Raw genomic sequence first — 17,341 nt, 5'->3', positions numbered from 1 at the left:
GGTTAGCGAACTCGCGGTTTCCCTGCAACTGAGATCGGTGCAGGGATGTCCGTCTTTTCAAACTTAGTGTGCTAGGTCCACGGCATTTGATTCTTAGAGTGCTTTTTGGGGTTTCGCCTTCAGCAATATTTTTCTCATTACCTGGTTTGTTCTGTTATCGATTTTGTAGACGGTTTGGTTCGAGAGAAGGAACGTGCTTTTAGTGTCTGCTGCCACGAGGTGGCCAGTAACTTTTTCTCCATCTTTGGTTACGACGCTGTGTTCCTTGCTAATTCCGTTTGCTACGTCGATACCGGTGGTTTTACTGATGTCTTGCCTGCCTCTGTCAATGCCATGCTGCACTCCGACGATGGGCAGTATGAAAACTACAAAGAGGGCAAGACTACCCATTAGGCCTTTTTCGATGAGGGACTGCGCCTTCGTTTCATGGTTTGCAAGTGCGCATACATAAGCCGTAGCAACGACAGCAAATGGGAGCCATTGCAAAAATGGGCCGATGATAGGCATCCCATCAACCCAGCTCATAACGGTGGTGAACCAGTGTAAATAACCTGTAGCTAAAATCGCTGGGTTAGCCAAATCGAGCTCACCTGTCGAGATGCCGAACTGCTCAAAGTAAGCGGTGAGTTCCAGGTAACCATCGACAAAGAGAGCTGCCTGTAGGAAGAGTGCAATACCGATCAACAGCTTTAAGGCAAAGTCTTTGTCTACGGTCTTCGGAACCGGCGTCTGTGAAGTCGACGCTTGCAGGCCTGAGCAACTTGGCTGGGTGATGGTTATTGGAGCTGTCAGCTCAACTCGAACTTTCTTCTCTCTATTCCAGAACACGTTTCATCCTTGATGCGTTGGAGGGGCAGTGGTGGAGATTAGCGTATCGAGAATGGCTCAGAAAGCGCCGGGGACCCTGGGACGCTCCCGAGGACACGGGGTCGGGAACCCGCGGGACTTCGTTAGCGGCAGGGCTGCCAGCTTACTGAAATTCAATCCATTGAAATTGAAAGGTTCGATTGAAAAGCCGTTGAAAAAGGAGGGCTCATGACAGAACCAACCTACCTGTCAAAGAGCGCCTTCGCGGCTCGCATCGGCAGGTCGCCCAGCTACATCACCTGGCTCAAAGACAACAACCGGTTGGTGCTTTCGCCGGATGGCAAGAAGGTCGATGTCCTGGCCACTCAAGCCCTCATTGCTGAAACCGCAGACCCGAGCAAGGCCGCTGTCTCGGCTCGCCATCAACAGGATCGTGTCCAGCGCGATGTTCACAGCCAACTCACCCCACTTGCCGAGCCGACTTCCACGGCTGCGCCGCAGCCATTGGCTATCGCGCCGGGCAAGCAGCCAGACTTTCAAAAGGCTCGCGCTCACCGCGAGTACTATCTGGCACAGCTGGCCGAGGCGGAATTTAACAAGGTCCAGGGCTCGACCGTGGAGGTCACAGCGGTGCAGTCCGGTGCCTACAACGCCGGCCGCATGCTGCGCGACACGCTGTTGGGTATGCCGCCGCAGCTCGCGCCTGAGCTTGCCGCGATGACCGACGCCTGGGAGATCGAAAGGCACCTCACGGCAGCCTTGCGCACACGGCTGGAAGAGGCCAGCCGCATGTCTGCGGAGGACTTTGGCCACACCCTTGAAACCAACTGGGAGGTAGTCAATGAACCTGGCCAGACCTGACGGCGCGGAGGTTTACCGCGAGGCCTACTTTCGTGGCCTGCAGCCTGACCCTGATGTGTGGATTGATGAATGGGCGGATGAGTACATGCGCATCCCCCGCGATACCGGCGCCGCTGAGCCGGGCCAGTACCGGACCTCGCGGACGCCTTATGCCCGGGAGCCCATGCGCTGCCTGTCACCGGCTCACCCCTGCAAGCGCGTGGTCACCATGGTGGCCTCGCAGTTGATGAAAACTCAGATTGCCTTGAACTGGATCGGCGGCCTGATCCACATGGCACCGTCCAACATTCTGACGTTGCTGCCCAGCCTGGGCCTGGCCAAGCGGGTGTCTTCACGGATCGGCAAGACCATCAAGGCCACGCCTGTACTGCGCGAACGGGTGGCGTCCAGCCGCTCGCGGGATTCGCGCAACACCATGGACACTAAGGAGTTTGAAGGCGGGTCGTTGTACGTGACGACGGCGGGGTCTGCGGCCAACTTGGCCGAGCTGTCGGCTCGCTATGTGTACGGCGATGAGGTCGACCGCTGGGAAGTGGACGTCGGCGAGGAGGGTGACCCCATCGAGCTGGCGGAAACCCGGGGCAGTACCTTCGGCCGCAACGCCAAGTTCTATTTCTCCAGCTCGCCCACGATCAAGGGGGCATCGCGGATCAGCGATCTGTTCGAGTCCAGTGACCAACGTTACTACTACGTACCGTGTCCGTATTGTGGGCACATGCAGGTACTTGAGTGGGAAAACCTACTCTACTCGGCCGATTTCAGCGTCGTACATTACAAGTGCGCAGCGTCCGGGTTGGATTGTGACGTTCTGATCGAGGAACACCACAAAGGCTGGATGTTGGCCAACGGCGAATGGCGATCACATGCCCAGGGCGATGGCGAAACGGTAGGTTTCCACCTCAACGCCTTGTACTCGCCACCTGGCTGGATGGACTGGCGCACGCTGGCGCGGCAGTTCGAGAAGGCCAAGAAAGCCCAGGCCAAGGGCGATCTGGAGCCGATGCAGGTGTTCTACAACACCCGGCTTGCCAAGGTGTGGGACAGCGCTCAAGAGCAGACCAAGGCCCATGTGCTGCGGGACCGGGCACGCCTTGAGAACTACTGCCTCGGGTCGATGCCAGCCGGTGTGCTGATGCTGACCGCCGCTGTCGACGTCCAGGCCAACCGCCTGGAGCTGATGGTTATGGGCTTTGGTGTCGGCATGGAGCGCTGGGTGATCGACCACCAGGTGATCTGGGGCGACCCGGCGAACGAACAGACCTGGGCGTTGCTGGATGAGAAGCTCAAGGCGCGTTACCGGCACCCCTGCGGCGTCGGTCTGGCGATCCTTGCCGCTGGTGTCGACTCGGGCGGCCATCACACGGATGAGGTTTATCAGTTCTGCCGGCTCCGCCGTTGGCGCAACGTCTTCGCCATCAAGGGTGCGAGCAAGCCAGGTCGGCCAGTGATCGCCCAGCGGCCGTCGATGGTAGACGTGACCTGGAAGGGCCAGACCGAACGCAACGGCGCCGAGCTGTGGTTTGTTGGTACCGATACCGCCAAGGACTGGATCTACAACCGCTATCCCTTCGAGAGCGGGCCGGGTGCCTTGCACTTTGCCAATGACTTGCCCGATGAGTTCTTCGACCAGTGTGTGGCTGAGAGCAAGGTGGCGCGTTACGTCAAAGGCCACAAGCGCATTGAGTGGGTCAAGGGCAAGGCCGACCGGAACGAGGGGCTCGACCTGATGGTGTATTGCCTGGCGATGGCGCATTACCTGGGCATCAATCGGTACCTCGAATCCGACTGGGACCGCGTGCGGCAGGCCATGGCCCAGTCCGGGCTGTTCGATGAAGTGGCAACCGCTGCACCTGCGCAGGTGGAGTCTGTTTCTGATGAGCCAAAACCAGCTCCAGTCGTTGAACCGGTGGTTCAGCCGACCGCCACGGCGGTTATGCCCCGGCCAGCAGCTCCACCCCCTCAACGCCGTATGTCTACTAGCGGCTATCTGAAGAGACGCTGATATGTCCTTTACCCAGAAACACCTCGACGCTATCGAGGGCGCTATCGCTCGCGGTGAAAAAACCGTGCGCTATGGCGACCGCACCGTGGAGTACCGCACGGTGGATGAACTGCTCAGGGCCCGCGAGGAGATCCGGGGCAGCCTGAGTGCAGCCGCCGGACCACGCGCTCGCGTGATCAGGCTTTTCCATGGAGGCAAGGGACTGTAATGGCTCGCCACTTTCCGACGCTGACCCGTAACGGTTTCTTGCTGCCGTCCAATATCAAGGCCAGTTACGAGGGCGCCGGAGAGGGGCGCCGCTCCTCGGGCTGGGATGCCCCCGACAACGGCATCAACACCATCAACACCCCGGCCTTGCGCAACCTGCGCTCGCGTTCCCGGGCGGCGGTACGCAACGACCCGTATGCGTTCAACGTGATCGACAAGCGGGTCAGCAACCTGGTCGGCACCGGGATCAATCCCAGGCCACGGACGGCTGACCACGACCTGCGCGAGCTGCTGCAGGAGTTGTGGGAGGACTGGGTGGATGAATCGGACGCCGATGAGTTGACCGACTTCTATGGTCTGCAGGCCCTGGTGGCTAGAACAGTCGAGACATCGGGCGAATGCTTCGTGCGCCTGCGTCCTCGTAGTCTGAACGAAGGCTTGGCGGTGCCGCTGCAATTGCAACTGCTGGCGCCGGAGTTCGTACCTCATGACAAGTTTGAAAGTACCCGCGATGGCAATGTCATTCGAGCCGGGATCGAGTTCAACACCATGGGCAAGCGGGTGGCGTACTGGATGTATCGCTCGCACCCGGGGGACTCCTCGTCGTTGAACGGCGGTTATAACCAGTTGTTACGGGTGCCAGCGTCCCAAGTGCTGCACATCTTCGAACCGATAGAGCCGGGCCAGTTGCGCGGTGTTCCGCGTTTGTCGCCAGTGCTGAAGCGCCTGCGCAGTCTCGACAACTACGATGACGCGGTGTTGTTCCGGCAGGAGGTGGCGAACCTGTTCGCCGGTTTCATTTCGCGGCCGACGCCCGAGACGGGGCCGGCGCCGCGAGATCCAGTCACCGGCCAACCGCTGATGGCGGACCGCGATGGTTTCACGCCGATGGTGGCGCTGGAGCCGGGCACGATGCAGGAGCTGGGGCCGGGTGAGGAGGTCGAGTTTTCCAAGCCGCCGGACGCGGGCAACAACTACCCCGACTTCATGCGGCAGCAACTGATGGCTGCTGCAGCGGGTACCGGCACGCCCTACGAGATCCTCACGGGTGACATGCGCGAGATCAACGACCGGGCTCTGCGGGTGGTGCTCAACGAGTTCCGGCGCCGCCTAGAGCAACTGCAGTTCAGCGTTTACGTGCACCAGCTGTGCCGCCCTGTTCGGGCGGCCTGGATGGACATGGCCGTGCTCTCGGGGACGCTGCAGCTGGAGGACTACGCGCAACGGCGCCGTGAGTACCTGCGCACTCGTTGGGTGCCTCAAGGCTGGGCCTACATCCAGCCAGTGCAGGACGTTCAAGCACGACGCATGGAAGTACAGGCTGGCTTCGCCTCGCGCAGCGAGATGGTGCTGCGCACCGGCTATGACGCCGAAACGGTCGATGCTGAAAACGCCGCGGATCTGCAACGCGCGCAGGGCCTTGGCCTCAATTACACCACTCTTGAAAGCGTCGAGTTGCTCGACGACAAGGAGCAACCATGAGCAAGAAAACTCAGGTCCGCGTCTATGACGCCGCCGGCGCTGTGGTGCCGGTGAAGGATCAAACCTGGTACACCCTACGGGCCAGTGGCGAAGCCGAACAGCGCAACATCGAGGTGTTCGTGTATGGCGAGATCGGCGCGTGGGGCGTGACGGCCAATCAGTTTGTGCAGGATCTGCGAGCCCTGGACGACGGCGTGTCTCCGGTGATTGCCGCGTTTAATAGCGTCGGCGGTGACCTGTTCGACGGCCTGGCCATTCACAACGCGCTGTCGCGGTTGGGGGAGCGCTGCACCGGCCGTATCGACGCCCTGGCCGCCAGTGCTGCCAGCGTTGCTGTGTGCGGCGCTCACCGGGTGGTGATCGCGGCCAATGCCATGCTGATGATTCACAACCCCTGGACCTACGCCTCGGGCGATGCCGAGGACTTTCGCAAGGTGGCCCAGGTGCTCGACCAGACCATGGAAGCCATCATCGCCGCCTATAAGGCCAAGGCACCGGACATCGATGAAGAGGAGCTGCGGCGCCTCGTTGATGCTGAGACGTGGCTGACGGCGAATGAGGCGGTGGCCCTTGGCCTGGCGGACGAGGTGGGCGACGGCGTCACGGTCAAAGCTTGCTTGGGCCAGGGCGCCGCGCTGCAACGCTTTCACAACGCGCCGGCTGAGCTGCTGGCCCAATTGGATGAAGCGCCGCAGCCAGATCCGCAGGTGCCAGCCGATCCGCCAGAGCCGGCTCCGGTGGTGGATGCCGCGCAGCTTGCGCTGCTGGTCACCCAGAGCTGCACGGCTGCCGGTATCAGTAACCTGATCGAGCCGCTATTGAAATCCACCCAGCTGGAAAGCGAGGCCGTTGTCCAGGCGGGTTTGACCCGGGCCAAAGCCATCAACGATCTGTGCGTGGCCGCCCGTTTGCCTGAGTTCAGTGCCGAGTATGTGACGGCCGGTCTGGATGCCGCCGCTGTGCGGGCCCGGCTGTTCGACAAGCTGGTGGGCAGCGGCAAGGGTTTCGAGATCGACAACAGCCTGCCGCTCGAAGCAGATCCACCACCCAAAGTGCAGGCCAAACAGATTGATCAGCCCTCTATCTGGGCCGCTCGCCAGGCCGCACGAAACCCATCCGCAAAAGGAGTTAGACCATGACCATTCAACGTGAGCCGATGCATGCGGGTGAATTCCTGCTGTCCGAAGGGGCTGGCACCATTTCCCGCGAAGCCATCAACGTGGCGGCGGGCCCAGCCCTGGAGCCGGGGCAGATCCTCGGCCTGGTGGTAGCTACCGGTGAGTTTGCCCCCTACAAACCGACCGCCGAGGACGGTAGCGAAAACGCACAGGCCATTCTCTATGGCCCCTTGGGTGAGTCGGATGTGGTTCGTCGCGGTCGCGCTGTGGTGCGTTTGGCTGAGGTCAGCGAAGCGCACCTGACCGGCCTGGACCCAGCCGCCGAGAGGGCCCTGGCCACTCATTTTGTGTTCGTCCGCTAGGGCGATTCATCCTCGTTTACCGAACCCGCCTTTGCGGGTTTTTTGCTTTCTGGAGATTGCTTCATGGCTGACATTGAGATTTTCAACGACGACGCGTTTTCTGTTTCTTCGCTGACGGCGGCGATCAACGATCAGGAGTATCTCCCGGGTCGTATCAGCGGCCTGGGCCTGTTTCAGGAGCAGGGTATTACCACCCTGACAGTGCAGATCGAGAAGGACGGCGACACCATCGGCCTGGTCCCTGCGGGCGAGCGTGGCACCTCGGGCCTGGTGGTCGGTGGTAGCAAGCGCAACCTGATCCCGTTTAACACCGTGCACCTGCCGGAACGCTTCGCCATCAAGGCCGACGAGATCCAGGGCATCCGCGCCTTCGGTACCCGCAGCGAGCTGCAATCGGTGCAGGACGTGGTTAACAAACGCCTGGCCAAGTGCCGTCGACAGTTGGACGCCACCCACGAATTCCAGCGCATGGGTGCCTTGAACGGCCAGATCCTCGATGCGGACGGCAAGACGGTGCTGTTGGACATCTACAAGACCTTTGGGGTGACTCGTAAAAAGATGCCGATGGGGCTCAACGACCCTACCACTGAAATCCGCGTCAAATGCGGCGAGGCTCTGGATCTGCAAGAGGATGCCCTGGGCAGTATCACCAGCACTGGATCGCGGGCGTTCTGTGGCAAGCACTTCTGGAACAAGATGATTGCCCACGAGAAGGTCAAGGAAACCTTCCTCAACACCCAGCAGGCGGCAGCACTGCGGGGTGATGCCCGCGAGAGCTTCGAGTTCGGCGGCATCGTCTGGGAACGCTATCGCGGCAAGGTTGCTGGGGTTTCCTTTGTTCATGACGACAAGGCGCTGCTGATTCCCGAGGGCGTACCGGATCTGTACATCTCGGTGTTTGCCCCGGCCGACTACATGGAGACGGTTAACACCGAGGGCCTGCCGTACTACAGCAAGATCGAGCCGATGCCGTTCGGCAAGGGCATGGCCGGCGAGGCGCAGTCGAACCCGCTGCACCTGTGCACGCGGCCATTGGCGCAGATCCTGCTGGAGATGTAGCCGTGGGCATTCGCGAGTTGGTCGCCGATGCTGACGATGCGGTGTTCGAGGCGCTGGGGGATACGGCCTATATCGAAGGGCGCGAGGTGCTGGGGATGTTCTCGGCGCCTTGGCTGCAACCCAAGCTCGGCAAGATGAATACGGGCCTGCGCGAGCCACATCTGGTGATCCGTGTATCGGATGCCGAAGGGGTAGAGGTACGTCAGCAGGTGCGCATCGATCTGCCCGCGCACGATGGAGGTGGCCTGTACACCTTGATTCTGATTGAGCCAGGAGGCGATGGCCTGGTCAGTCTCATTCTGAGGATCAATCCATGAGCATCGGCAGCTACGCTCGGCAATCGGCCAGCGAAGGCATGATCACGCTGCAGCCCTCGGCCGTCGATATGCAGGCGTTCAAGGACTTTGCCGCCGTGGTGCCCAAGGCAGCGGCAGCGGCCCAGCGCCGGGCGATCAACAAGACCTTGCGTTGGTTGCGGACCTACATTGCCAGGGCTGTCAGCAGCAAGGAGCGCATTGCGGTTGGGGCTGTTCGCCAGCGTTTGCGGGCTTACCCCATCAACAGCAAAGGACAGGGCAAGCTCTGGTTCGGTATCAACCCGATTGAGTCGAGCCGGATCGGTCGAGCCCGCCAGAATCGGTCGGGTGTGTCGGTGGCGGGGCGGCGCTATCAGGGGGCCTTCTTCAAGAAGGTCTATGGCAGTCAGGCCGATATCTGGATTCGGACTGGCAGCAAGCACTTCGACCCGAGCAACTACCCCGAAACACGGGAGGGAAAGCGGCGCTCTGGCTTCATCAACGAGAACGACAACCGCTTTCCTCTGGCCAAGGCCAAGGTGTCGCTGGATGACGTGCGGCCGATCTTTGATGAATGGGTCAAGCGCGCTGATGAAAGGCTGCTGGAAATCCTCGAACAGGAACTGAACTTTGAGCTGCAGAAGTATCTGCGAGGTGGCAAACGTGCCTGATGAACCTATCAGCCTGGACCAGTTGTACAGCGCGATAGAGCAACATATTCGCGATGCCATCCCTGGGTTGGCTTATGTAGCGGTCATGCCTGACATGCTTGAGCGTATGGCTATTCCGGCGGTGGTGATTGAACTGGTGGAGCTGGAGCCGGGTACCGATCAGATGACCGGCGAGACGGCGCTGGAGGCTCGCTTTGAGGCGCGAGTAATCGTGGGATCTGAACTGCCCCAGTGCCAGCAACAAGCGGCCTTTGTCGCTTCGCAGATTGCGGTGCTGTTGCGCATGCAGACCTGGGGCGTCGAAGTAACTGCCGCCGAGTTTGTGCGGTCTGCCCAGGACTGGACGCGGCCTGAGCTGGATGGGTACGCGGTCTGGGTTGTGGAGTGGACCCAGGGGATATACCTCGGCAAAGAGGAATGGCCGTGGCCTGATCAGCCGCCGGGCACGTTGGTGTTTAACCTGGGTGAGGGTGTCGGTGATGTCCGTCCGGAGGAGTTGTCGTGAGCTACGTCAGCGCACAGCATGATCGTATGTTGGCCGGCCTGATCATCCCTTGTAGCGTGGTGGGCGTGGATCTCGCTGGCGGGACGGTGCGGGTTTCTGATGGTGCCGGCTGGACCAGCGCCTGGGTTCGCTGGCACAGCCAAGCTGCCGGTAAGGCTCGGCACTGGCGGGCGCCGAGTCTGGGTGAGCAGGGAGCCCTGATCAGCCCCAGCGGTGAACCAGCACAAGGTACGTTTGTGCCTGGCCTGTACGGCAACGCTGGTGCGCAGCCGGACAACCGCGACCACGTCGAGGTCTGGCGCTTCGATGATGGCGGTTCGCTGGTCTACGACTGGCAGACCAAGAGCTACAGCATCAACCTGCCCAGCGGAACGGTGACCATTCAGGTCGGCAGCAGCTCGGCGGTGGTTACTGACGACTCGATTGCTGGCAAGGCCTCAACCATCCTGCTAGCAGGAGAAATCACCCTTGAGGGAAATGTCCAAATCGTTGGAGCATTGAGTGTTGCTGGTGACATCAATGGCGGCGGCAGAATTGTTGATACCACCGGCAATACAGCGAACCATAAGCATTAAAAAGATACGCCGGAGTGCGGAGCACTTCCGGCGGTTGTTCCTTTCATTTTGTTTGACTTGCCACTTTGCACTAGTGGGGTAAGGAGTCATTGGCTGATTGTTAAATCTACGTTTAGACGAATGCCCTATTTGCGCTCGAGAAGTTCCTGTATTTCTACGGGGCTTATTCCTTGGTTAACAAGGGTTTGTACTGTCTCGGATTTAACTAGGCTTTCCTGTGCTTTTATCAAATCTGTCTTGGCTATGTCAGCTGCCGCTTGCACAGTGTCTTCATAAGCTTTAAGTATTTCGGCGGACGTAAAGTTCTGTCCCAAGGACTGTTCGCAAAGTCGATAAAGAGACTCTCGTAGGAGCATTGTCATTTGAGTTCGCTCCACCAGTTTTACGACTGTTGTATTGAACTCGGTTTTTCCTGATACCTCCCCAACACCGTCTTTTTTTACATCGGCTTCGAGCTTCGAAACCAAGCTTAGTGCAACATCTGGTGGAGGCTCCGCGCAGATTTTGATCTTCGTGCCATCTGGTACAAGAAACGCCCCGCGTCGAGATGCGTCGTAATCAAACCAGTAACTTGACGATGCCTCGAGCTTTGAGCTTCGGGCGGGAGAGGTGAAGTTAATACAGCCTGTCATCAGTAAGGACAAGCTGATGCATATGGCGTTTTTTATAATCATAGCCTTTCCTTTTGCGAGTTTAAGACGCCTTTTTAAGCTGAGCCTAAACCGTAAGGAAGTAGGCTCTTTAATTCTATATAGATCACCTACGGCTCACTTGCTGAGTAGTAACAAAATTTAGTCCAAAAAAAATTGAGTGGCGCTGGCATCTCCTGGTGCCGTTTCTATGTGCCTCTCAATTGCAGCTAATGGAGGGCGCGTTAGTTTGATCTACTCAAAGCTATGCAGCTTTAGCTGGAAGCCTGTTGTACGCGGGATTTTTTATACACGGAGAAATCATGACTACCTCAAAAAAGCTCACCGACGCATCAGCCAGCGCCGGCCCTACAGTGTTCCGCGACACCCTCTACACCTCCCGTGTGCTGATCCTGCCGGACGGCCGCCAGTTGGCCGTGGCCCAGGGGCGGGTATCCGCTCCCACCGGTGACAGCGTCGCGCTGGAGTACCTGAGCAAGCACTCGGATTTGCAGCAGGAGTAACGCAATGATCGGAATGGATCGCCGCACCGGCCAGCCGCTGTCCGGCATCGAGCATGTGCGGCAGTCCATCGAGGACATCCTGACCACGCCGCTGGGCAGTCGCCGGATGCGTCCGGAGTACGGCAGCAACCTGCGCCGCTACGTCGACTTGCCTGTGACCGGCGGCTGGAAAAGCGCGGTACAGGCTGAGGTGGCGCGGGCGCTGTTGCGCTGGGAGCCCCGCTTGAAGCTGGAGCGGGTGCGGGTGGTAGCGGTGGTGGGTGGCCAGATCAGCTTCGAGCTGGTCGGTCAGTACCTGGGTAATAGTGCGGTTTTGGAGGTAACGGCATGAGCATGCTGGACTTGTCGGTACTACCGGCGCCGCAGGTGCTGGAAGCCCTGGACTTTGAAGCGTTGTATCAGGGCAAGCTGGCGACCTTTCGCCGGCACATGGGCGAGAATTGGACCGCCGACCTGGAGAGTGACCCGGTCACCAAGCAGCTGGAGCTGTCGGCCTACGGCGATATGCAGTTGCGGGCCCGGGTCAATGATGCGGCCAAGGCGCTGCTGCTGGCCCACGCCAAAGGCACGGACTTGGATCACCTGGCGGCCAACGTCAACTTGCAGCGCCTGGTGATCCAGTCCGGCGACCCCCAGGCGGTGCCGCCGGTGGAGGAGGTCAAGGAAACTGACGACGGTCTGCGCGAGCGTGTCCAGTTGGCCTATGAGGGGCTGACCACCGCCGGGCCCCGTAACAGCTACATCTTACATGCGCGCAATGCCTCGGCCCTGGTGGCAGATGCCGAGGCCGAAAGCCCGTCACCGGCCTGCGTGACGGTCACGGTGTTGAGCCTGGAAGGCGACGGCACGGCCGCTCCAGGGCTGCTGGCGACAGTCGCGGCAGCCCTCAACGATGAGGACGTGCGGCCGTTGGGGGATCGAGTCACGGTGCAGAGTGCCCAGGTGCTGCCGTATCGCATCGACGCGGTGCTGCACATGAAGGGCCCGGGGCCGGAGAGTGACGCCGCGCTGGCCGAGGCTGAGCGCAAGCTGGCTGCTTGGGTCAATCCGCGACGGCGGTTGGGTATCGAGGTGGCTCGCTCGGCCATTGATGCGCAATTGCATGTGGCCGGCGTGGCCCGGGTCGAGCTGCCGGGGTGGCAGGACATAGCCCCGACCAGGGCACAGGCGGCGTACTGCAACGGCTACAGCGTCACGCTGGGAGGCTGACATGACCAGCCTATTGCCGATCAACAGTACGCCGCTGGAAAGGGCCCTTGAGGCTGCGAGCGCCGGCGAAACCTCGATTGTGCTGCGCACCCTGTACAACCCCGCGACCTGTCCGGTGCATCTGCTGCCCCAGTTGGCCTGGGCCTGGTCAGTGGATCGTTGGGACCCGCGTTGGTCCGAGACGGTGAAGCGTAACGCGATCCGGGCGGCACACTTCATCCATGCTCGCAAGGGCACCATCGGCGCGCTGCGCCGGGTGGTGGAGCCTCTGGGCTACCTGATCGAGGTGGTCGAGTGGTGGCAGACGGTGCCCGCCGGTGAACCGGCCACCTTTGCCCTGAAAGTCGGCGTGCTGGATACCGGCATCACCGAGGAGATGTATCAAGAACTGACCCGGCTGATCGACGACGCCAAGCCCGTCAGCCGGCACATGACCGGCCTGGCCATCAGCCTGGAAACCTCAGGGGTGATCGGCTACGGCGCCTATGTGGACCAGGGCGAAGTGATCGATGTTTACCCCCCGACACCCCGCGATATCGAAGTGACCGGCCGTTATGGCCAGGTCGTGTGCATTGATGAAATAGACACCCTGGACGTGTACCCATGATCGATTCCAACAGTCAGTTCTTCGCCATCCTCACGGCGGTAGGCGAGGCGAAACAAGCCAACGCTACGGCGCTCGGTGTGCCCTGGACCTTCAAGGAGATGGCGGTAGGGGATGCCAACGGCACCGACCCCATCCCGAACCGTACCCAGACCAAGCTGATCAACGAATGGCGCCGGGCTCCGGTCAACCAGGTACGCACTGACCCGGCGAACCCGAACATCATCATCACCGAGCAGGTGATCCCGTCTGATGTGGGCGGTCGCTGGATTCGGGAGATCGGCCTGTTCGATGCCGACGGTGATCTGGTGGCGGTGGCCAACTGCGCGCCAAGCTTCAAGCCCCTGCTGGCCCAAGGCACCGGCAAGACCCAGGTTATCCGCATGAACTTCATCGTGGCCAACACCGCGCAGATCGTGCTGAAGATCGACCCAGCGGTGGTCCTGGCTACCCGCGAGTACGTCGACAATGCGGTGATCGATGCGCTGGCCAAGCTGGATTTCAAGCACTCGGCGCTGGTGGCCACCACGGCCAACATCGCGTTGAGCGGGATTCAGACCATCGACGGAGTGCTGCTGCCGGCCGATGCCCGGGTGCTGGTGAAAAACCAAGCCCAGGCCAAGGACAACGGGCTGTATGTCGTGTCGTCGACGGGCGTGTGGAAGCGTGCCCAGGATGCTGACACCAGTCTGGAGGTCACTCCGGGGCTGTTCGTCAGTATCGAGACAGGCACGGTCAATGGTGACAGCGTTTGGCAGTTAGTCACCGACGGGCCGATTGTCCTCGGCACCACGCCGCTGGCCTTCGAGATGGCGACGGGGCGAACTGGTGTCAGCGCTGGCTCCTATGCCAATGTCACGGTCGACAAGTACGGCCGGGTGATTGCCGGGACCAACCCGAGCACCCTGGCCGGGCACGGCATCACCGACACTTACACCAAGGCGGAGATCGAGTCGATTGTGGCGCAGGCCTCGGCGTTGCCGGTGGGCTCGATTGTGGCGTTTCCCAAGGCTAGCGTGCCGCCTGGGTTCCTTGAGATTGATGGCAGTGTGAAGAGCATCGCCACATATCCGGACCTTGCGGCGTACCTCGGTACCACCTTCAACAAGGGCGACGAGGGTGCCGGAAACTTCCGGCTGCCTGAGTCGCGCGGTGAATTCCTCCGCGGGTGGGATCATGGTCGCGGGGCGGATGCAGGTCGTGTGATCGGGTCGTGGCAGGACAGCGATAACAAAACACACACCCACGGATCAACTGCGGGTGCCGGATGGAAGTTTCTTTCATCTGACGCCATAGGAGGTGCAGGGCTGTCGGGTGGGGCTGGTTCAAGAGTCAGCTATACGGCGGATGTTGCAAGTTCTGGTGGTTCCGAAGCGCGCCCGCGCAACCTGGCGGTTATGTGGTGCATCAAGGCCTGGAACGCACCGATCAATCAGGGGGCTATCGACATCTCGGCTCTGGCCCCGCTGGCCACCCAAGCGACTGAGATCAATCAAGGCACTACAAAAGTCGCAACTACCGCGCAGATGCTTGATAGCGCGAACGATTTTGTAATGCCGACGCCGAAGAAACTTCGGTGGGGCTTCTCGATCAGTCTCGCATCCAATGGATATATCGCGCTTCCTTCCTGGCTCGGCGGGCTGGTTCTTCAGTGGGGGGCATCGGTAGGTTTCAGCTCCACTCCTGCCGCAGTGACATTCGCAATGGCGTTTCCTACCGCTGCTTATGCTGTAGTGGCGACTAACTATGTAGGGGCAACAAATGTCGGGGTTACCCAGGATGCGGTCGCCTCGTTCGGGCTTTCGACCACGGGGGTCAACTTTAAGACCTACGCGGGCGCTGTACCTTATGGCGTCAAATACATCGCAATAGGAAGCTGAGGGAGGCCACATGCGCTTTTATAGCCAGACAACCCAAACCACGTACTTGCGCGGCATGCACGTGTCCATGCCCGCCGATGCAGTCGAAATCACTGATGAGCTTTACATGACGGTGATCGGTAACCCTCCCGCTGGCAAAGTTCGCGCTCACGATGAACGCGGTCTGCCATACCTTGTCGATTCCCCTGAGGTGGTCCCAGATCCGGCAACACTGGAGCGCGAGTGGCGCGACGATGAGCTGTCCTCGGTGATGTGGTTGCGCGAGCGTCACCGTGACCAGCTCGAAATAGGCGCGGCTACCACGCTGACAGGTGATCAGTTCAACGAGCTGCTGTTGTACATGCAGGCCCTGCGCGACTGGCCGCAATCACCTGACTTTCCCCAGATCGAGCACCGCCCGGTGGCACCACCCTGGATCGCCGAGCAAACCGAGTAAACGCCCCGCACTGACGGGGCGTTTTATTTCCCGCGCTTCGGCGCCTGTTCCTCCCACAACCTCGCTCATGCGGGGCTTTTTCATGTCTGGAGCTTATCCATGAGTGGTTTCTTTCACGGCGTTACCGTCACTAATGTGGACACCGGCACGCGAACCATTTCGCTACCGTCGTCTTCGATCATCGGCCTGGTGGACACTTTCACCGAAGGCCCTGACTTCAGCGCCAAGGCCAACGACTTGCTGCTGATCACCAACGAGCGCGAGGCCATCGCGGCCTGGGGCCCGGATGCGGCCATCACCAAGGCCTGCAAGGCCATCTACCAGCGCGCCAAGGCGGTGATCGTTGCATGCGGTGTGGCCAAGGTTCAGGACGCCGCGCAGCAGACCTCGGCGATCATCGGTGGGGTGCTGGCCAGCGGCAAGCGTACCGGCCTGCAAGCGCTGCTCGACGGCAAGAGCCGTTTCAATGCCCAGCCGCGTTTGCTGGTGGCTCCCAAGCACAGCGCCGGCCTGCCGGTCGGCACAGCCCTGGTTGCCCTGGCCGACAAGCTACGCGGCTTGGCGATCCTCGACGGTCCTAACACCACCGACGAAGCGGCTATGGAGTACGCCAAGAACTTCGGTGCCAAGCGGGCCTATCTGGTCGACCCGGGGATTCAGTACTGGGACACGGGGGAGAGTGCCACCGTCGATGCGCCGGCCTCGGCCTGGGCAGCGGGCTTGTTCGCCTGGACCGACAACGAGTACGGCTTCTGGGCCTCACCATCGAACAAGGAGTTTGTCGGCCTCACCGGTACCACGCGCCCCATTGAGTTTCTGGATGGTGACGAGACTTGCCGGGCCAACCTGCTGAACAACGCCAACATCACCACGATCATTCGTGATGCGGGCTTCCGGCTGTGGGGCAACCGCACGCTGTCGAGCGATCCGAAGTGGGCGTTTGTCACCCGGGTGCGAACCATGGACATCGTCATGGACGCGATCCTTTACGGGCACAAGTGGGCGGTCGACCGCTCGATCACCGCGACCTATGTCAAGGACGTGACCGAGGGCCTGCGGGCATTTATGCGCGACCTGAAGAACCAGGGCGCGATCATCAATTTCGAGGTCTACGCGGACACCGAACTCAACACCGCCAGCCAGCTGGAGCAGGGCAAGGTGTACTGGAACATCCGCTTTACCGACGTGCCGCCCGCCGAAAACCCGAACTTCCGTGTCGAGGTCACCAACCAGTGGTTGACCGAAGTCCTCGATTCCGCCGCTTAAGGAGCCGCAGCAATGGCAATGATTCCCGAAACCCTGGCGAACATGAACCTGTTCGCCGATGGCATCAGCTTCCAGGGCGACGTCCCGAGCCTGACCCTGCCCAAGCTCACGCTCAAGACCGAGGAGCACCGTGCCGGCGGTATGGACCTGCCGGTGGAACTGGACATGGGCATGGAAAAACAAGAGGCCGGCTTTACCACCACCGGCGTACGCCGCGAGTCGTTGAAGCTCTTCGGCCTGGCCGACGGTACTGCCTTCAATGGTGTGTTTCGGGGCGCCTTCAAGGGCCTCAAGGGCAAGGTCACCCCGGTGATTGTCACCCTGCGCGGCATGCTCAAAGAGGTCGACATGGGCGACTGGAAGGCCGGCGACAAGGCTGAGATCAAGCACAACGTGGCATTGACCTACTACAAGCTGGAAGTGGACGGCCGCCTCATCTACGAGATCGATGCGCTGGGTATGAAGCGCGTGATCAACGGCGTCGACCAGCTCGCCGCTCAACGTTCGGCCCTGGGCCTGTAAGGAAAAAACTCATGACTCAAGCATCGAAAAAGACACCGGCCTGGATGACCCTGTGCGCCGAGAGCGTGGCCGTGACCCTCACCAAGGCGGTGGAGATGAATGGCGTGGTCTGCGACAAGGTCACTCTGCGCGCACCCACTGTGCGGGATGTGCGTGCCGCTAACACTGCCGCTGGCAGTGACGACGAACAGCGCGAACTCATGCTGTTCTCCAGTCTGGCCGAGGTCGGCGCCAAGGATCTGGAGGGCATGACCCTCAAGGATTACCAGCGCCTGCAGGCCGGTTATTTTCGCCTGGTGCAAGACGACGAACTTTGACCCGGCGGT

At 60.7% G+C, this 17,341-nt stretch carries 22 protein-coding genes; 20 read left to right on the top strand and 2 right to left on the bottom strand.

What is annotated here, in order from left to right; translation table 11 throughout:
- Positions 1–93: 93 nt before the first annotated feature.
- A complete protein-coding gene (locus POS17_RS17560; RefSeq protein WP_060839750.1) occupies positions 94–828 on the bottom strand; it encodes a hypothetical protein in 735 nt (244 codons plus the stop codon).
- A 207-nt stretch (positions 829–1,035) separates the two neighbouring features.
- Here POS17_RS17560 and POS17_RS17555 point away from each other — a divergent pair, with 207 nt between their 5' ends.
- From POS17_RS17555 to POS17_RS17505, 11 genes are all read left to right on the top strand, one after another.
- Positions 1,036–1,668, top strand: coding sequence for a hypothetical protein (locus POS17_RS17555; protein WP_060839749.1), 633 nt, complete (start codon positions 1,036–1,038; stop codon positions 1,666–1,668).
- Complete coding sequence (locus tag POS17_RS17550) at positions 1,649–3,670, top strand: phage terminase large subunit family protein (RefSeq protein WP_060839748.1); 2,022 nt, start codon at positions 1,649–1,651, stop codon at positions 3,668–3,670. The genes POS17_RS17555 and POS17_RS17550 overlap by 20 nt, the downstream gene beginning before the upstream one ends.
- A 1-nt stretch (position 3,671) precedes the next feature.
- Positions 3,672–3,878, top strand: coding sequence for a phage head-tail joining protein (locus tag POS17_RS17545; protein ID WP_047287306.1), 207 nt, complete (start codon positions 3,672–3,674; stop codon positions 3,876–3,878).
- Complete coding sequence (locus tag POS17_RS17540; RefSeq protein WP_060839747.1) at positions 3,878–5,359, top strand: phage portal protein; 1,482 nt, start codon at positions 3,878–3,880, stop codon at positions 5,357–5,359. The genes POS17_RS17545 and POS17_RS17540 overlap by 1 nt, the downstream gene beginning before the upstream one ends.
- Positions 5,356–6,498: a head maturation protease, ClpP-related gene (locus POS17_RS17535; protein ID WP_060839746.1), complete on the top strand. Its 1,143-nt coding sequence runs from the start codon at positions 5,356–5,358 to the stop codon at positions 6,496–6,498. The genes POS17_RS17540 and POS17_RS17535 overlap by 4 nt, the downstream gene beginning before the upstream one ends.
- Positions 6,495–6,839 carry a head decoration protein gene (locus tag POS17_RS17530; protein ID WP_060839745.1) on the top strand — a complete coding sequence of 115 codons (345 nt, stop codon included), beginning with the start codon at positions 6,495–6,497 and terminating at the stop codon, positions 6,837–6,839. The genes POS17_RS17535 and POS17_RS17530 overlap by 4 nt, the downstream gene beginning before the upstream one ends.
- A gap of 63 nt (positions 6,840–6,902) precedes the next feature.
- Positions 6,903–7,898 carry a major capsid protein gene (locus POS17_RS17525; RefSeq protein WP_060839744.1) on the top strand — a complete coding sequence of 332 codons (996 nt, stop codon included), beginning with the start codon at positions 6,903–6,905 and terminating at the stop codon, positions 7,896–7,898.
- 2 nt (positions 7,899–7,900) lie between these two features.
- Complete coding sequence (locus POS17_RS17520; RefSeq protein ID WP_060839743.1) at positions 7,901–8,215, top strand: head-tail joining protein; 315 nt, start codon at positions 7,901–7,903, stop codon at positions 8,213–8,215.
- Entirely contained in the window at positions 8,212–8,865 is a 654-nt protein-coding gene (locus tag POS17_RS17515) for a hypothetical protein (protein ID WP_060839742.1), read from the top strand. Before POS17_RS17520 ends, POS17_RS17515 begins: the two co-directional genes overlap by 4 nt.
- A complete protein-coding gene (locus POS17_RS17510; protein WP_060841962.1) occupies positions 8,858–9,370 on the top strand; it encodes a hypothetical protein in 513 nt (170 codons plus the stop codon). Before POS17_RS17515 ends, POS17_RS17510 begins: the two co-directional genes overlap by 8 nt.
- A complete protein-coding gene (locus tag POS17_RS17505; protein ID WP_060839741.1) occupies positions 9,367–9,945 on the top strand; it encodes a phage baseplate assembly protein V in 579 nt (192 codons plus the stop codon). Before POS17_RS17510 ends, POS17_RS17505 begins: the two co-directional genes overlap by 4 nt.
- Before the next feature lie 125 nt (positions 9,946–10,070).
- On the opposite strand, the gene POS17_RS17500 is transcribed toward POS17_RS17505, so the two are convergent.
- Positions 10,071–10,619, bottom strand: a complete 549-nt coding sequence (locus tag POS17_RS17500; protein ID WP_060839740.1) for a hypothetical protein — start codon at positions 10,617–10,619, stop codon at positions 10,071–10,073.
- A gap of 278 nt (positions 10,620–10,897) precedes the next feature.
- Here POS17_RS17500 and POS17_RS17495 point away from each other — a divergent pair, with 278 nt between their 5' ends.
- The 9 genes from POS17_RS17495 to POS17_RS17455 all read left to right on the top strand — a co-directional run bounded on the left by POS17_RS17495 (position 10,898) and on the right by POS17_RS17455 (position 17,332).
- Entirely contained in the window at positions 10,898–11,098 is a 201-nt protein-coding gene (locus POS17_RS17495) for a hypothetical protein (RefSeq protein WP_060841961.1), read from the top strand.
- Between the two features lie 4 nt (positions 11,099–11,102).
- Entirely contained in the window at positions 11,103–11,429 is a 327-nt protein-coding gene (locus POS17_RS17490; RefSeq protein ID WP_060839739.1) for a GPW/gp25 family protein, read from the top strand.
- Positions 11,426–12,307 carry a baseplate assembly protein gene (locus POS17_RS17485; RefSeq protein ID WP_060839738.1) on the top strand — a complete coding sequence of 294 codons (882 nt, stop codon included), beginning with the start codon at positions 11,426–11,428 and terminating at the stop codon, positions 12,305–12,307. Before POS17_RS17490 ends, POS17_RS17485 begins: the two co-directional genes overlap by 4 nt.
- Before the next feature lies 1 nt (position 12,308).
- Positions 12,309–12,914 carry a phage tail protein I gene (locus POS17_RS17480; protein WP_060839737.1) on the top strand — a complete coding sequence of 202 codons (606 nt, stop codon included), beginning with the start codon at positions 12,309–12,311 and terminating at the stop codon, positions 12,912–12,914.
- Positions 12,911–14,791: a phage tail-collar fiber domain-containing protein gene (locus POS17_RS17475; protein WP_082729893.1), complete on the top strand. Its 1,881-nt coding sequence runs from the start codon at positions 12,911–12,913 to the stop codon at positions 14,789–14,791. Before POS17_RS17480 ends, POS17_RS17475 begins: the two co-directional genes overlap by 4 nt.
- Before the next feature lie 10 nt (positions 14,792–14,801).
- Positions 14,802–15,227, top strand: a complete 426-nt coding sequence (locus tag POS17_RS31810; protein ID WP_060839736.1) for a phage tail assembly chaperone — start codon at positions 14,802–14,804, stop codon at positions 15,225–15,227.
- Between the two features lie 99 nt (positions 15,228–15,326).
- A complete protein-coding gene (locus POS17_RS17465; protein WP_060839735.1) occupies positions 15,327–16,493 on the top strand; it encodes a phage tail sheath subtilisin-like domain-containing protein in 1,167 nt (388 codons plus the stop codon).
- Between the two features lie 12 nt (positions 16,494–16,505).
- Positions 16,506–17,015 carry a phage major tail tube protein gene (locus POS17_RS17460; RefSeq protein ID WP_041118645.1) on the top strand — a complete coding sequence of 170 codons (510 nt, stop codon included), beginning with the start codon at positions 16,506–16,508 and terminating at the stop codon, positions 17,013–17,015.
- A gap of 11 nt (positions 17,016–17,026) precedes the next feature.
- Positions 17,027–17,332, top strand: a complete 306-nt coding sequence (locus POS17_RS17455; protein WP_060839734.1) for a phage tail assembly protein — start codon at positions 17,027–17,029, stop codon at positions 17,330–17,332.
- Positions 17,333–17,341 lie beyond the last annotated feature (9 nt).

The organism is Pseudomonas sp. Os17, from assembly GCF_001547895.1.
In the GTDB taxonomy this organism is placed as follows: domain Bacteria; phylum Pseudomonadota; class Gammaproteobacteria; order Pseudomonadales; family Pseudomonadaceae; genus Aquipseudomonas.
The sequence above is the reverse complement of the archived record's forward strand: the minus strand, read 5'-3'. Positions and strand labels throughout refer to the sequence as shown.

Excerpts from the sequence above, each read along its gene's own strand:
- POS17_RS17475 (WP_082729893.1), top strand. The coding sequence starts at position 12,911 with ATGATCGATTCCAACAGTCAGTTCTTCGCCATCCTCACGGCGGTAGGC.
- POS17_RS17500 (WP_060839740.1), bottom strand. The coding sequence starts at position 10,619 with ATGATTATAAAAAACGCCATATGCATCAGCTTGTCCTTACTGATGACA.
- POS17_RS17550 (WP_060839748.1), top strand. The coding sequence starts at position 1,649 with ATGAACCTGGCCAGACCTGACGGCGCGGAGGTTTACCGCGAGGCCTAC.
- POS17_RS17455 (WP_060839734.1), top strand. The coding sequence starts at position 17,027 with ATGACTCAAGCATCGAAAAAGACACCGGCCTGGATGACCCTGTGCGCC.
- POS17_RS17460 (WP_041118645.1), top strand. The coding sequence starts at position 16,506 with ATGGCAATGATTCCCGAAACCCTGGCGAACATGAACCTGTTCGCCGAT.
- POS17_RS17465 (WP_060839735.1), top strand. The coding sequence starts at position 15,327 with ATGAGTGGTTTCTTTCACGGCGTTACCGTCACTAATGTGGACACCGGC.
- POS17_RS17480 (WP_060839737.1), top strand. The coding sequence starts at position 12,309 with ATGACCAGCCTATTGCCGATCAACAGTACGCCGCTGGAAAGGGCCCTT.
- POS17_RS17515 (WP_060839742.1), top strand. The coding sequence starts at position 8,212 with ATGAGCATCGGCAGCTACGCTCGGCAATCGGCCAGCGAAGGCATGATC.
- POS17_RS17490 (WP_060839739.1), top strand. The coding sequence starts at position 11,103 with ATGATCGGAATGGATCGCCGCACCGGCCAGCCGCTGTCCGGCATCGAG.
- POS17_RS17555 (WP_060839749.1), top strand. The coding sequence starts at position 1,036 with ATGACAGAACCAACCTACCTGTCAAAGAGCGCCTTCGCGGCTCGCATC.
- POS17_RS17525 (WP_060839744.1), top strand. The coding sequence starts at position 6,903 with ATGGCTGACATTGAGATTTTCAACGACGACGCGTTTTCTGTTTCTTCG.
- POS17_RS17495 (WP_060841961.1), top strand. The coding sequence starts at position 10,898 with ATGACTACCTCAAAAAAGCTCACCGACGCATCAGCCAGCGCCGGCCCT.
- POS17_RS17535 (WP_060839746.1), top strand. The coding sequence starts at position 5,356 with ATGAGCAAGAAAACTCAGGTCCGCGTCTATGACGCCGCCGGCGCTGTG.
- POS17_RS17540 (WP_060839747.1), top strand. The coding sequence starts at position 3,878 with ATGGCTCGCCACTTTCCGACGCTGACCCGTAACGGTTTCTTGCTGCCG.
- POS17_RS17485 (WP_060839738.1), top strand. The coding sequence starts at position 11,426 with ATGAGCATGCTGGACTTGTCGGTACTACCGGCGCCGCAGGTGCTGGAA.
- POS17_RS17545 (WP_047287306.1), top strand. The coding sequence starts at position 3,672 with ATGTCCTTTACCCAGAAACACCTCGACGCTATCGAGGGCGCTATCGCT.
- POS17_RS31810 (WP_060839736.1), top strand. The coding sequence starts at position 14,802 with ATGCGCTTTTATAGCCAGACAACCCAAACCACGTACTTGCGCGGCATG.
- POS17_RS17530 (WP_060839745.1), top strand. The coding sequence starts at position 6,495 with ATGACCATTCAACGTGAGCCGATGCATGCGGGTGAATTCCTGCTGTCC.